This window comes from Chryseobacterium phosphatilyticum (assembly GCF_002899825.2).
GTDB classification, from domain to species: domain Bacteria; phylum Bacteroidota; class Bacteroidia; order Flavobacteriales; family Weeksellaceae; genus Chryseobacterium; species Chryseobacterium phosphatilyticum.
This window is the reverse complement of record NZ_PPED02000004.1, coordinates 261,620-276,171: the sequence shown is the minus strand read 5'-3', so window position 1 is coordinate 276,171 and position 14,552 is coordinate 261,620. Positions and strand designations below refer to the sequence as shown.

The window sequence follows — 14,552 nt, the reverse complement described above, 5'->3', positions numbered from 1 at the left end:
TAATATTCAGGTTCAATAATTGAACTATTATTTAATATACAGGCCGTCTTTAAAAAGCCGGCTTTTGTTTTAATATGTTATTTTTAACTCCCTATCAAAAAACCACCGCGCATCCGCAGTGGTTTAATACTATCTGTTTATTCAACCGTAATCGTCGGATCCCAGCAGCAATAGCTGTAAAGTATCTGCCTGTCACTGTTATTAGGGTCTAAAGTATATAGAGCAAAGTTAAGAGTATAATTTCCTATTCCTGTGCGTCCTATCGTAGCGTCATAGCTGTAAAAGTTAACATTGGCAGGTATAGCGGGAAGCCCGTCTTTTTTTGTATGATCCGGGACAACAGCCAGTTTTCGGTCTACAACATCATAAAACATCGGGTTACCGTTAAATATTTCGTCTCCCGAATATTTTTGAAAACCATAGATAATGACAGCGTCATCCGAATTCTGATAAATTGAGCTACCTCTGAAGGATACTCTGTCTCCGTTTCTTGCTTTCAGATTTAAATCTCCTGTTGCCTGGCCCAAAAGAGCGTTTCCACTTGGAACGATCATATATTTGGCAATGTGGTCAATAGGTACCGGGCTGTCACTTTTTGTACTGGGAGCAAGGTTTCTTTTTTTCATGTAGTCTTTCACATAGTCTGTGTCGATAACGACCATAATGTCAATGACCTGACTTGATGATAATTGTGATGTGTCCATGTTATTATTATTTTCGTTTGGTTTTTTCCTACTCATATGGCTTTTCAGATGTCGCCCCGTGATTATTGGTGATACGGCTTCACTGTTGAGTTGTAATTACATCACAAATTTATAATGCCACCCATACCTGCCCAAGAGTATAAATGCTGAAATTTAAAGCTAGGTATTTATACTTAATTAATCTCTTGTCGGTGATTTGTTTTGCTTGTGTTCAAAAAAATACCCCGAAAAGTCTAGCTTTTCAGGGTACCCATTTATAATGGTTAAATCTAATTTTGTTTAAAAAGATACTTCATTCACTTCTTTTCCTCTTTGGAAGTTCATTGTTTTCTGGCTGCCTTTATAGGCAATATTAACCAGATTGATCTGCTTAGGAAAAGCGCTCAGAAGGATCGTATTTTTAATCTTTAAGGTATTGATATCCGAAACACCTCCCGTCTCGAAATATACCCATACAGTTTCTCCGCTGACCTGACTTCCGGTGAAAGTAATTGTTTTAGCAGCACCATTGACAAATACATCAAAATTATTGTTCACATATTTTTTCACTTCTGCTTCGAATCCTGCTGTATTCGGATTGATTTTAATTGCATCAGAGATATGGCTTGTATTCATTTTTGTGGTAAACTTCAATGTTTTGCTTCCATCAATATAATCCACCTTGGTCATTGAAGAGAAAAAGTCTACATACATAAAACTCATTAACACAAAAAATGTTAAAATTCCTGATATATATAAAAGTTTTTTCATCTTAATTAATAGATTTACAATCATACTTGCTAGTTATAGTTCACAAATAATATGCCAATTAGAAATTAACATTTACGGAATATTTGTCATAAAATGCTTTAATATGTGCTACTGCCTCATCTGCAGTGTCTACCACACGGTAAAGATCGAGATCATCTTCTGCAATCATACCGTCTCTAAGGAGAGTGGTCTTGAACCAATCCAATAATCCTCCCCAAAATTCGGTTCCTACCAATACGATGGGAAATTTGCCAATTTTGTTGGTTTGAATCAAAGTCAATGCTTCGGTAAGTTCATCCAGTGTTCCAAAACCTCCTGGCATTACTACAAAGCCTTGCGAATATTTTACAAACATTACCTTTCTCACGAAAAAGTAATCGAAGTTCATTGAATAGGACTTGTTGATATAAGGATTAAAATGCTGTTCAAAAGGAAGGTCAATATTCAATCCGATGGATCTTCCCTTGGCATTGAATGCACCTTTATTTCCAGCTTCCATGATTCCCGGGCCCCCACCAGTAATGATACCGAAACCTAATTTGGTAATCTTTTCAGCTATTTCCACAGCCATTTCGTAGTATTTATTCTCGGGTTTCAGGCGTGCAGAACCAAAGATAGAAACACAGGGTCCGATCTTAGCCAGTTTTTCATAGCCATCTACAAACTCTGCCATGACCTTGAATACCATCCAACTGTCCTTGGTAATGGTTTCATCCCAGGTTTTTTGTCTTAAGCTGTTATGTAATTTTGTTTCATTAATGTCAAGTTCCGGATTTACTAAACTTTCATCCCTAGTTCCATCAAGTTCCATTGCACAATTATTTAAAATATTTTTCGGCTTCTATTACAGATTCTGGTCTTCCGACATCGATTAAAATACTGTCGTGTACAAAACCATGAATATGCTCGGTCTGCATAAGATCCAGATATTCTTCCATAACAGAAAATTTGCCTGTTCTTTTTATTTTTTCAAAGATGACGGGATTGATGCAGTGAACGCCACTGAAGGCAAGAGCTTTGAATCCTTTATTAAATTCAGCAAGCCTTTGTTCTCCTGTCTGTACATTCAGCCAACCTTTTAAAACCATATCATCGTTGAAAAGAAGTTTTCTCGAACTTTCACGGTCCGAAACTGCTAAAGTAGCAAAATCTTTTATCTTTTTATGATATTCTATCAACGTATTGATGTTTATATTGGTTAAAATATCAGCGTTCATGATCAGAAAATCTTCTCCGTGATCAAGAAATCTTCTTGCAAAAATCAAGCCGCCCCCTGTTTCAAGCAATTCGTTGGTTTCATCAGAGATTTCAATCTTACAATTAAAATTATTGTTTTTATGTAAAAAATCAACAATCTGATCGCCAAAATGATGAATATTGATCACAAAATCTGTGATTCCAAAGCTTTTCAGATAATTGATATTCCTTTCTAAAAGAGGAATGCCATTTACTTTTGCCAAAGCTTTAGGGTGATGATCTGTAAAAGGTTTAAGTCTAGTGCCTTTTCCTGCTGCGAAAATAAGAGCCTTCATAGTAGTATACGTAATGAGTGATTAATAATGAGTACTATAACAAGTATATGAAATTACTTACTGCCCATTACTGATTACTGATATTCAGTTGTGGTTGTTCATCGTGATGGAGGGTTACTTCAGTTCCTTCAGGATATTTTTCTTTGATGAATTCTGCAATTTTTATTGCGGAGTATACCGATCTGTGCTGTCCACCGGTACATCCGAAATTCACCTGCAGATTTTCAAATCCCCTTGCAAGATAATCCTCAATGTTGATAGAAATAATTGATTTTACGAGCTCTAAAAATCTGGGCATCTCTGTTTGGGTTTCAAGATATTCCTGAACTCCGATATCGTTGCCGGTTTGGCTTTTATATTCTTCAATTCTTCCAGGATTCAAAATTCCTCTGCAGTCAAAGGCAAATCCGCCCCCGTTTCCGGACTGATCTTTGGGAATTCCTCCTTTTTTGTACGAAAAACTGTGGATGTCGATGTGTAGCATTTTCTTCTTTTTATTTTTTATTTCAAACCATTTAGGTTCTTTAAGTTTTTAAGGTAAGTTAAGATTTTATCATGGTCATCCTGAGGGGAATCGAAGGTTATTTATTTAATAGGGTATCAATCTTTAACTTTGTTTGTTCCAGGGTCAGTTGCCCGATCAGCTTATCAAGCTCAGGATAATTTTTCATTTGATCCCATGAAGCTGCAAACTGGGTGATATTCTGAATTCCTTTTTCCAGACTGGCGATGAAATGTTGTTTTCTCTGAATTAACCCCCTGAATCCATAAGCTCCCAACACCTGTAGAAATCTCATCATTTGAATTGGCTTTACCGAATGATATAGTTGAAGTTGAGTTTCCTGATTTTCAAACTGCTGAATATAGAAATCAAGCATTTCATTTTTAAAATCTTCAGGAAAATCGGCTTTAGCCTGAAAAAGAAAGGAGATCACGTCATACATCAACGGACCTTTCATTGCAGACTGATAATCTATAAATGAGACTTCATTATTTTCATTCACCATAATATTTCTTGCCTGAAAATCACGGATCATGATTCCTTTGGGCTCAAGGCTTTCAATAAGAGCTGCAATGTGTTTAAATTCTTTGAGGAGTTTTGATTTATTATATTCTAACTCCAGAACATCGGCTACAAAATTTTTAAAATAGTAAAGATCATGTATTACAGGAAGCTCGTCGTAGCTTTCATATTCAAACGTTCTGGAGAAGTCTATTTTCCCCTGAGTTTTAATCTGCATTTGAAAAAGCTTTTCCAGGGTTTGTCGCACCAGAGACTTTACATGAGGTGAAAGATGCTCCTTCGTAATTATTTCCGAAAGAGTATGAGCCCCTAAAAACTCCTGTACATAAGTTGTCCGGTCAAGAGAGACAGCCAAAATGGTTGGAGTATTAAGTTTTAATTCAGAAAAAAGGGCAGAATAATAAAGGAAACTTTCATTCTCCGGGATATTTTCATTGTAGGTGATAATGTATTTTTCTGTACCGGCAGTCGCCAGAAAATTCACTCTCGCTGAGCCGCTTTGAGCCAATGTCACGAATTCGGAAGATTTTTTTCCCAGATGGTTTTCAAAAAATCGTTTTGTGTTTTCAGAAGTCATATATGGAAACAAATATAGTAATTTAACATGAGTTAGGAGACAATGTTTCCAGATGTTAAAATGCAGGTCGGATAGGGAGGTTATGAATTTTCGAAATAACAATTGTTTGTAAGTATTTAACGGAAAAATGTTGACATGTTCCCGTTTTATAAAATTCAGCTTTCCCGGGTTTGTGATATAAAATTTGGCTTTCTTCATTCAAAATCAGTTGTGTTTGCAGTCTAATTTTTATATTTGTAACATGTTAAAGGACTTTAAGCCGGTTTTAGGAATTTTACTGCGTTTCATCACCATCTATCTGGTGTTGCTTTTTGCTTACCAGTTTTATCTGAACAGTAGTAAAGAGGGCGGACTGGATCCTTTTTCAAGGCTCATTGCCAATCAGGTAACCTTTTTACAGAACGGAGTAGGATATCCCACTGAATTGTATGATGATGTAAAGAATGAACAGCTATGGTTCTATGTAAAGAATCATTATGTAACAAGAATGGTGGAAGGCTGTAATGCTATTTCTGTGATGATCTTATTTGTTTCTTTTGTTTTTGCTTTTTATAAAGGAGGGAAAACATTCTTATTTGTAGGAATAGGGTTGATTTTACTTTATATTATGAATCTTTTAAGGATTGCAGGGTTGAATATTGTAATGGCGGATTATAAGGAATATGGGAAAATGTTCCATGATTTTATATTTCCTGCTATTATCTATGGAACTGTAGTTGTGCTTTGGTTAATCTGGATTAAATTCTTCGCTTTAAAACATGAAAATTCTTAATTGGTTGTTAGTCATCGCAGGAGTTTGTGGGCTTGTGAGCATAAGAATTCTTGAAGGGCAGCTCTTCTATGATCCTTTTCTGGACTATTTTCATGAGGCTAATAAAAATATTGAATTCCCAACTTTCGAATGGGGGACGTTGATTATGGGACATCTTTTCAGATTTATTCTGAACTTGCTGTTTTCCTGCCTGATTATCTATGGTTTATTTAAAAGTAAACAATGGACTTTACAAGGATCTGTCATGATGGTTATCATATTTGCGATTGCCTTTCCTATTTATCTCTATTGTATCTATGACCAATTTGAAATAGGTTATCTCTTTTCTTTTTATATGAGAAGATTTGTGATTCAACCCTTGATTATTCTTTTGATTGTTCCGATGTTTTATTATAGAAAGCAGATGATGGTGAAAGAGGAGAAAGAAAGCTGAAAAACAGAATAGATACATGTTATTTACTTTCGCAACCTGATTTATTAATTCAGTTATTCTGCACAATGTTTATCAACACTTGTGATATTCTCTGCAGTCCATTCTACCCGTTTGATAAAATCTTTTTGACGAACAGGGCATTCTTTAATCTGGCAAACAGTGCATGATACCGGTTTGCAGTCATCCATGTGGAAATTAAATTCAATGGTCCGTTTAATGTTTTTGGCAAGAAGGATAATAACTTTCTCCATTTCGTTATGGGCATCACGAAGATCATAATACCAGGGAAGGGTAATGTGGGCATCAATATGGAGTGAAGATCCGAATTGCTGGATTTTCATATTATGTACATCAATCCATTCTGTTTGTCTGTTTTCTTCAAGGATTTTAATAACCTGGTGTAATATTTCAGGATCTTGCTCATCCATAATCCCACTTAAGGATTTTCGAACGATTTTATACCCGACAAATATTATGTAAAGCCCGAATATTAATGCTACCGCAGAATCAAGCCAGTAGATTTTTGTAAAATATACAATGACCAAACTACCTACTACACCCAGAGTTGTAATGGTATCCGACTGAAGGTGCTTTCCTGAAGAAATAAGGACCAGGGAGTTTTCTCTTTCTCCTTTTTTAATAGAAATATATCCCAACAGATAATTGATAACGGCGGTGGCTGTAATAATCCATATCCCAAGATCAATTTTGCTTAGTGTTTTTCCAACAATGAGACTATGGATCCCTTCATAAATAATCATCAATCCTGCAATGGCAATCAACGCCCCTTCGATTCCGGAAGTGACAAATTCTACTTTTCCATGGCCATAGGGATGGTCTTCATCTTTAGGTTTAGCCGCGAGATGTAGAGAATAAAGCCCCATGAATGCGCTGATCACATTCACAATACTTTCCATAGCATCAGAGAATACAGCGTCTGAATTGGTCAATTTCCAGGCAATGATTTTTCCTATAAAAAGGATCACCCCAAATACTGCAATAAGCTTCTGGAATCCTATTTTATCTTTATGGGTATTCTTCGAGGTATTTTTCATATTCAGTTTGATAAAAAAAAGAATCTCAATTTTGAGACTCTTTTTATTTTGTTAGTTTATACTAAGTTGTTTGCTACAAGGTATTCAGCAATTTGTACAGCGTTCGTTGCTGCCCCTTTTCTCAGATTGTCTGCTACGATCCAGAGGTTAAGCGTCTTGGGCTGTGACAGATCTCTTCTTATTCTTCCTACGAAAACTTCGTCCTTTCCTTCCGAGTATAAAGGCATTGGATAGTGATTGTTTTTCACATCATCCATTACTACCACTCCAGGAGTTTCAGATAAGATTTTTCTTACTTCATCCAATTCAAATTCATTTTCAAATTCGATGTTTACACTTTCTGAGTGACCTCCCTGAACAGGAACTCTTACTGCTGTTGCCGTTAAATTGAATGTGTCGTCTCCCAAAATTTTCTTAGGTTCTTTCATCAGTTTAATTTCCTCCTTGGTGTAATCATCATCAGCAAATACATCACAATGAGGTAATGCATTTTTGAAGATCTGATACGGATATACTTTTGCAGTATCATTTCCACTGATTTCTCCGTTCAGTTGATCCACAGCAGCTTTACCTGTCCCAGTTACAGACTGATAAGTGGAAACGATTACTCTTTTTAAATCATATTTTTTGTTCAATGGTCCTAAAACCATAACCAACTGAATGGTAGAACAATTCGGATTTGCAATGATTTTATCTTCTTTCGTTAAAACATCAGCATTGATCTCAGGAACCACTAATTTTTTATCAGGATCCATTCTCCATGCAGAAGAATTATCGATAACCGTTACTCCGGCTTCTGCAAATAAAGGAGCAAATTCAAGAGAAGTAGATCCTCCGGCAGAGAAGATAGCAATATCCGGTTTGGCAGCTATAGCGTCCTTCATGCTTACAATCGTAAATTCCTTCTGTTTATACTTCACCTTTTTACCTACAGATTTTTCGGATGCTACCGGAATTAATTCTGTTACAGGGAAGTTTCTCTCCTCCAAAACTTTAAGCATAACTTGTCCAACCATTCCTGTTGAACCTACTACAGCTACTTTCATTGATTTAATTAAAAATTTAAGATTAAACTATTTATAAATTATAACGCATTTTGTATAATTTCTTTGTCTATTTTATGCCCCGAAGACTCTTGTCCAAGGGAACGCGAATGCAAATAAACCTACTGCAATTAATCCCATAATCACTACTCCTAAAGAGATGGTATCATTAGATTTTACTTTTTTGTTGACAATCGTCATCAAAACAGCAGCAATAAGCATAGAAAATGGATGCTCAACATATTGGAATCTTGAATAAGAATCGCTCATTAGTGTTCCTGCTGACATAGCAGCCTTAACACCTGGCGATACCAATAACATGATTATTCCCAGCAAAAACTGAACGTGAAAAAAGATCATTGTGAATAAAGTCGTTTTCTTTAAAAACTTGTTCACTTTTCCACTGAATCCGAACATGGTAGCCAAAAGTGCAATGATAAATAATGCTACTAGCAGCAGTTCAAGATACCCGAATCCTTTGTGGGCATTAAGCAAAATCTTGTAAAAATCCATAATCTATTTTTTTTGTACACAAAGATAACAAAAATCCCGGCTCAAAGCCGGGATTGATATTTATAAAATCTAATGTTGTGATATTATTAGAAGTTGAATGATAATGTTGCTGCCCAAGTTCTTCCGAAACCGAATAAAACACGGTTGTCTGTTGCAACTCCTTTGTACATATACCCTAATTCTTCGTAAGTTTTCTTAGCTGTATTGTTTGAACCATCCGCTAATTTTGAAGGAGCATCATTTGCCATTACATTCGTTGATGCATCAGAAATGTAGAATGTATCAAACAAGTTGTAAACGTTTGCTCCGATTGTGAAATACTGAGAAGCATCTTTTAACTTGATTTTGTAAGAAATACCTAAGTCAAACAGGTTGAAATCAGGTAATTGTAATACTCCTTTGTCCTGTGCTGCCTGATTAGAGAATGTAGCAATATCAATAGAAGAATAAACTTTTCCTACATATCTCCATGTTCCGAAAATGCTTAAATCTTTTACCGGCTTAATGGTAGCTCCTAATGAAGCTGTCATTTGAGGAATACTGTTATTACTTGTTCCTCCTACTTTTACTTTATCAAGGTAAAGTGTTGCTGCTGATGAAGTAGATGTTCCTGCTAATGTAAGAGGGTTGTTGTTGTCATCAAATGCAGAACCTGTTGCATTCCCCTGGTAGAAATAGTCACCCCAAGAGAACATTCCCTGGAATTCTAAGAAGTTTGTTGGTTTGTAAACCGCGTCAAATTCAACTCCCTGGTGGATTTCAGTAATACCACTGATTTCCGCATAACCTGTAGTGGTCGTGTTGTCAGCTAATGTAAAGGTCTGGTTTGTTCTTCTCAACCATCTGTCTCTCCATTCAGTTCTGTATAAGTTAACATTTGCACTGAATTTTGGAGATCTGAAACCATATCCTACTTCAGCTGAGAAAATTTTCTCATTGGTTAAATTAGGATTTACAACCTGGAAGTTACTTGGATAAACAGAGTTCATAAACGGCTGTTTGCTGTAATAACCAATATTTGCGAATACATTGTGGTGATCGTCAATGTTGTAGTTGGCTCCCCCTTTAACATTATATCCAAAAAGATTTTTGAATCCTGTTTTTGTATTCACAACTTGTCCTTGTTGCTTTGTTACTCCATCTTTAACGAAGTTGTCGATTCTTTGGTATCCCTGGTTGGAAACTGATCCCTGAATGAATGCAGATAATTTATCTTTAGTATATTCAACCTGACCAAATGCACTGTACCATATAACTTCACCATCATTGCTGTATCCGATCTGTTCATTTAGAGGAGCTGTTTTCCCTCCGAACGGGTTCCATGCAAGTTGTTTATAGTCGTATGTTCTTGTAACATTATAAGGGGCTACATTATTATTAAGAATTTCCTGATACCCTTTTGCTCCGTATAGATCTGAAACTACCTGATAGTGGTAACCATAGTAATATCTGTCATCTGTACCGATTGAGAAATTCCAGTTATCATTAAGTTTGTGCTGAAAGTTCGCTAAGATACCATACCAGTTGTGAGAGTTAATACTCGCTCTTCTGATAAGACCATCTCTTACCTGATATTGTTTTCCATTAGCAGGGTTAGTCACTGAGTACGGAGTACCAGCCATTAAACCGTTGTTTAATGCGAAAATTTTATCATAGTCGTAAGTTCCATCTGTTCTTCTGTACGAGTTGATGTTGTTTGTTGTAGGAGTTCCGTTACTGTTGAATTTCCCATTCCAGAAGCTACCAAGGTCTCCTGTTCCACCACCTCTACCATTAGACATATATAGAACTGTACTTAGTTTAGACTTTTCATTCATCGTCCAGTCCCAGTTTAACATTATTACTGGTTTTGAGTAATAGTTTGCTCTGTTGGCAATAGAAACTGATCTTCCTTCTGCATTGGTGTAATATCCCCAGTCAGAGTTATAAGTTCTGTCAGGAGTATTGTCTTTATCCGGGTTATAAGTTATATAATCTTTAATGAAAGGAGAATACGTTCTTTGGTCGTGCCATTGAGGAGATCCTGTAATGGTGAACTGGAAATTGTGTTTTTTGTTTGGCTCCCAACCTAAAGCAAAATAGTAAGCATAAGATTCATAATCTGTATTTTGGATATAGGTACCTCCTGCTTGTCTGCTCATTAGGAATGAAGTAGACCAACCTTTGTCTGATTTACCGGTATTGTAGGCAAAAGATGTTTTTAAAAAGTCATTGTTACCAACTCCTAATCTAACGATACCCCCTCTTTTCATGTCTGCAGATCTTGTAAGGAAGTTCATCGTACCTCCTACAGAAGCAATGGCTAATTTAGAAGAACCAAGTCCTCTTTGTACCTGCATAGTACTTGTTACATCTGATAAACCTGTCCAGTTTGACATGTATACGGTACCTCCTTCCATGTCGTTTACAGGCATACCATTTACCATTACGGCAATGTTTCTTGATTCGAATCCTCTGATTACAATTTGTGAGTCTCCGAAACCACCACCACCTTTAGTTGCATATACAGAAGGTGTTGTGTTTAAAATTTCAACAAGTTCCTGATTTCCTTGTCTTTCAAGAATTTGTGCAGCTTTAATAGTAGAAACTGCTACTGGTGTCTTTCTATCTTTAGCGATATCCGTTACACCTTTTAGGATTACCTCTTCAATATCTTTAGACTTACCTTGTACGGTGTCCTGAGTTTGTTGAGCGTAATAAACACTAGCTGTGGATAATGTAATTACCGCAGTTAGTATTGATTTGTTGATTAATTTCATAATCGTTAGTAATAATTAGATTTAATTTTCTGCAAAATTCGCAAAATTAAATTTAACTATTATTAACTCAATGTTAATTTTTAATCAGTCTTAATAATATTAAGTAATTGATTTTCAATATTATAAATAAAAATTGAATTTTTGTATGAAAAAAGTCATGTTGTTGAATTTTTAATAAAGTGGTGGTGTTTTTGTTGAAAATACAAAGCTATTTCACTGCTTTGAGACTCAAATCTATATTTTCAGCCGAGTGTGTAAGGGCGCCTGCAGAGATATAGGTGACACCTGTAGAGGCAATTTCCTTAAGCATATCACGAGTGATTCCACCTGAAGCTTCAGATTCACAAGAGCCATTGATCATCTCTACTGCTTGCTTCATTGTGTTTACATCCATATTATCAAGCATAATTCTGTCGACTTTTGCTTTGATTGCTTCCCGTACCTCTTCAAGGTTTCTTGTTTCCACTTCTATCTTTAACTTTTTTTTGTTCTTTTTAACATAGTCTTTTGCCATATTAACAGCATTCGTAATGCTTCCGTTATAATCAATATGGTTATCCTTCAGCATAATCATGTCGTAAAGACCATATCTGTGATTGGTTCCACCACCAATGGCTACTGCCCACTTTTCACAGATTCTGAAATTAGGAGTGGTTTTTCTGGTATCCAGTAATTTCGTTTTTGTTCCTACCAATCTTGAATCCCATTCATGGGTAAGGGTTGCAATTCCACTCATTCTTTGCATGCAGTTCAGAAGGAGTCTTTCTGTTGAGAGAATAGATCTGGCACTTCCCGTTACCATTAAAACAACATCACCCACTTTTGCTGTGTCACCATCTTTAAGAAAAGTTTCAACTTTTAAATTTTTATCAAAAGTTTTGAAAATAATTTCTGCTAATTCCACACCTGCCAGAATGCAATCTTGTTTTACTAAAAGCTTTGCGCTTTGCACGAGATCATTTGGGATGGTAGAAAGTGTGGAGTGATCTCCGTCCTGTATATCTTCTTCTAAAGCGTTATGTATAAAAGTTTTCAGTGCTTTATCGGTAACGTAGCTGGGTCTTTTCATGATGGTATGCTTTTAAGCTAAATCTTTATTATAGAATGCTCCTTTGTTTTCTTTCATCTCCATAGACTGGCTGATGATAAGATGAGCAACGGTGGTTAGGTTTCTTAATTCTGATAATTGGGGAGACAAAATAGAGTAGTGATAGATTTCGTCAACAGCGGCAGCGATTTCCTGATGTTTCTGCAGGGCCATATTAAGACGTCTGTTGCTTCTTACAATACCTACCAGATCACTCATCATTTCCTGAAGTTGTTTTCTGAGGTAACTGACGATTACCATCTCATCCATGATTTTCATTCCATCCTCATTCCATTCAGGAACGGCTTTCAGATCATCAAAGTTAAAACTATTTTCTTTTAACAACTCGACTGTTTTCATAGCAGCGTTATGTCCAAAGACTAATCCTTCAAGAAGGGAGTTTGAAGCGAGTCTGTTTGCACCATGTAATCCGGAGTTGGTGCATTCTCCTACAGCAAATAGATTTCTGATAGAAGATTGCCCGTCCCGGTCTACTTCTATACCTCCCATTAAATAATGGCAAGCTGGTACGACAGGGATTAATTGCGTAAACGGGTCGATTCCTTCATCTTTACACTTTTTATAAATATTAGGGAAGTGCTCGAGAAATTTTTCCGTATTCATTTCACGGCAATCAAGACCTACATATTCGTCTCCGGAAATTTTCATTTCGTTGTCGATTGCTCTGGCTACAATATCTCTTGAGGCTAATTCTTCACGCTCATCATACTTTTGCATAAATTTTTCACCTCTTTTGGTTCTCAGTTTTGCTCCATCTCCTCTTACAGCTTCTGAGATAAGGAATAGCATTCCGTCAATCTTATTATATAAAGCTGTAGGATGAAACTGGTAATATTGCATATTGGAAACCTTTCCTTTGGCACGGGCTACGAAAGCAATTCCGTCTCCTGTTGCAATGGTAGGATTGGTTGTATTTTTATAAACATGGCCAGCGCCTCCGGTAGCTGCCAGAGTTATCTTTGATGTTATTTTCTTGATGGTTTTAGACTTTTCATCCAGAATATAAGCTCCATAGCAATGAATATCTCCTTCGTTAAGTTCTTTTCCCGGAACATGATGCTGGGTGATGATATCAATGACATAATGGTGGTCTAAAATTTCAATGTTAGGGCTGTTATTTGCTGTTTCCAACAAAGCTCTCTCGATTTCAAAACCTGTGATATCTTTATGGTGAACAATTCTATTCTCCGTATGACCTCCTTCTCTTCCTAAGGCAAATTTGCCGTTTTTCATATCAAACTGAGCTCCCCATTCTACAATTTCATTGAATCTTGCAGGAGCTTCTTTTACAACCATTTCAACAACATCACGCTTATTTTCGCCATCACCGGCGCGCATAGTGTCGTCAATATGTTTTTGAAAATTATCATTTTGAAAATCAGTTACTACAGCCAGTCCGCCTTGTGCGTATTTGGTATTGCTTTCATCTTCATCAGATTTTGTTACAATGATGATTTTAGCATCAGGAAACTGTTCAGAAACTTTAATGGCATAGGAAAGTCCGGAAATGCCGGAACCGATTACTAATACATCCGCTTTTATCATATGCTTGCTTTAGGTACAATCGTTTAAATATTAAATAAATTTAAACAATTTTTCGTTTGGTTTTCTTACTTTTTTCATGTGCTGGAAGTTATCTTCTTCAGAACGGTAGCCTAAAGCGAGGGTGACGGTTACTTTTTCTGTTTCGGAATTTATATTGAGGATCTCTTCGATTACGTCTTGACGGAAGCCTTCCATGGGGCATGAGTCTATATTTTCAATGGCAGCGGCATACATGAGATTGGCCAATACGATATAAGACTGTTTTTCTGCCCAGTTGAAAATTTCCTCCGGTGTTTTTTGGGTAATGTGCTGGCTTATACTTTTTTTGAACGGATCAAGCTCCTCTAGAGGAGTGTCTCTTACCTCAGATATATGATTGAAATAACCACGGATATAGTGCTCTTCAATTGTTTTTTTGGATATAATGACAATAAGGTGAGAGCATGTGGAGATTTGCGATGGATTATAAAAAGCAGGAATCAACTTTTGTTTCATTTCCTCACTTCCAACAATGACGATTTTATAAGGCTGAAGTCCCAGCGAACTTGCAGACAGTTTTCCTGACTCAAGAATATTATTCAAAGTTTCCTGAGGAATGAGTTGATTATTAAATTTTTTCACAGAATATCTTCTGCTTAAAGCTTCCAAATAATTCATGAAGCAAATTTAAGGATTGAATATGAATAAAAAGTCTTTAAAACGAAATATATCCTGTTAATCATACAAAAAATCACCCC

Annotated in this window: 15 protein-coding genes; 2 read left to right on the top strand and 13 right to left on the bottom strand. The window is 36.2% G+C overall.

The genetic code is table 11. The features are described from left to right. Positions 1–137: 137 nt before the first annotated feature. From C1631_RS16975 to C1631_RS16950, 6 genes are all read right to left on the bottom strand, one after another. On the bottom strand, positions 138–704 hold the full coding sequence (locus C1631_RS16975; protein WP_103246835.1) for an inclusion body family protein: 567 nt from the start codon (positions 702–704) through the stop codon (positions 138–140). A 279-nt stretch (positions 705–983) separates the two neighbouring features. Continuing rightward, on the bottom strand, positions 984–1,454 hold the full coding sequence (locus C1631_RS16970; RefSeq protein ID WP_228441297.1) for a DUF6702 family protein: 471 nt from the start codon (positions 1,452–1,454) through the stop codon (positions 984–986). Between the two features lie 58 nt (positions 1,455–1,512). Further along, entirely contained in the window at positions 1,513–2,265 is a 753-nt protein-coding gene (locus C1631_RS16965; RefSeq protein WP_103246813.1) for an LOG family protein, read from the bottom strand. A gap of 7 nt (positions 2,266–2,272) precedes the next feature. After that, a complete protein-coding gene (locus tag C1631_RS16960; RefSeq protein ID WP_103246814.1) occupies positions 2,273–2,986 on the bottom strand; it encodes a nucleotidyltransferase family protein in 714 nt (237 codons plus the stop codon). A gap of 67 nt (positions 2,987–3,053) precedes the next feature. Then, positions 3,054–3,470, bottom strand: a complete 417-nt coding sequence (locus C1631_RS16955; RefSeq protein WP_109713510.1) for a RapZ C-terminal domain-containing protein — start codon at positions 3,468–3,470, stop codon at positions 3,054–3,056. 97 nt (positions 3,471–3,567) lie between these two features. Further along, the gene (locus tag C1631_RS16950) at positions 3,568–4,587 is read right to left on the bottom strand and encodes an aminoglycoside phosphotransferase family protein (protein ID WP_109713508.1); all 1,020 of its coding nucleotides are present in this window, start codon (positions 4,585–4,587) and stop codon (positions 3,568–3,570) included. A gap of 241 nt (positions 4,588–4,828) precedes the next feature. On the opposite strand from C1631_RS16950, the gene xrtF reads away from it, so the two are divergent. Together xrtF and C1631_RS16940 are read left to right on the top strand one after the other, a co-directional pair. After that, a complete protein-coding gene (xrtF, locus tag C1631_RS16945; protein WP_103246817.1) occupies positions 4,829–5,359 on the top strand; it encodes an exosortase family protein XrtF in 531 nt (176 codons plus the stop codon). Continuing rightward, positions 5,346–5,792 carry an exosortase F system-associated membrane protein gene (locus tag C1631_RS16940; protein WP_109713506.1) on the top strand — a complete coding sequence of 149 codons (447 nt, stop codon included), beginning with the start codon at positions 5,346–5,348 and terminating at the stop codon, positions 5,790–5,792. The genes xrtF and C1631_RS16940 overlap by 14 nt, the downstream gene beginning before the upstream one ends. Before the next feature lie 53 nt (positions 5,793–5,845). Here C1631_RS16940 and C1631_RS16935 read toward each other — a convergent pair whose 3' ends face one another. The 7 genes from C1631_RS16935 to C1631_RS16905 all read right to left on the bottom strand — a co-directional run bounded on the left by C1631_RS16935 (position 5,846) and on the right by C1631_RS16905 (position 14,472). Next, on the bottom strand, positions 5,846–6,847 hold the full coding sequence (locus C1631_RS16935) for a cation diffusion facilitator family transporter (protein WP_103246819.1): 1,002 nt from the start codon (positions 6,845–6,847) through the stop codon (positions 5,846–5,848). Positions 6,848–6,903: 56 nt separating this feature from the next. Beyond that, entirely contained in the window at positions 6,904–7,893 is a 990-nt protein-coding gene (locus tag C1631_RS16930; RefSeq protein WP_103246820.1) for an aspartate-semialdehyde dehydrogenase, read from the bottom strand. A gap of 72 nt (positions 7,894–7,965) precedes the next feature. Beyond that, entirely contained in the window at positions 7,966–8,403 is a 438-nt protein-coding gene (locus C1631_RS16925) for a hypothetical protein (protein WP_103246821.1), read from the bottom strand. An 86-nt stretch (positions 8,404–8,489) separates the two neighbouring features. Continuing rightward, complete coding sequence (locus C1631_RS16920; protein ID WP_109713504.1) at positions 8,490–11,162, bottom strand: TonB-dependent receptor; 2,673 nt, start codon at positions 11,160–11,162, stop codon at positions 8,490–8,492. A gap of 208 nt (positions 11,163–11,370) precedes the next feature. Beyond that, positions 11,371–12,231, bottom strand: coding sequence for a carboxylating nicotinate-nucleotide diphosphorylase (gene nadC / locus C1631_RS16915; RefSeq protein WP_103246822.1), 861 nt, complete (start codon positions 12,229–12,231; stop codon positions 11,371–11,373). 12 nt (positions 12,232–12,243) lie between these two features. Continuing rightward, the gene (gene nadB / locus C1631_RS16910) at positions 12,244–13,815 is read right to left on the bottom strand and encodes an L-aspartate oxidase (protein WP_103246823.1); all 1,572 of its coding nucleotides are present in this window, start codon (positions 13,813–13,815) and stop codon (positions 12,244–12,246) included. Between the two features lie 30 nt (positions 13,816–13,845). Continuing rightward, positions 13,846–14,472 (bottom strand): NAD(P)H-dependent oxidoreductase, encoded by a 627-nt coding sequence (locus C1631_RS16905; protein ID WP_103246824.1) that lies wholly within the window; start codon positions 14,470–14,472, stop codon positions 13,846–13,848. Between the last annotated feature and the right edge of the window lie 80 nt (positions 14,473–14,552).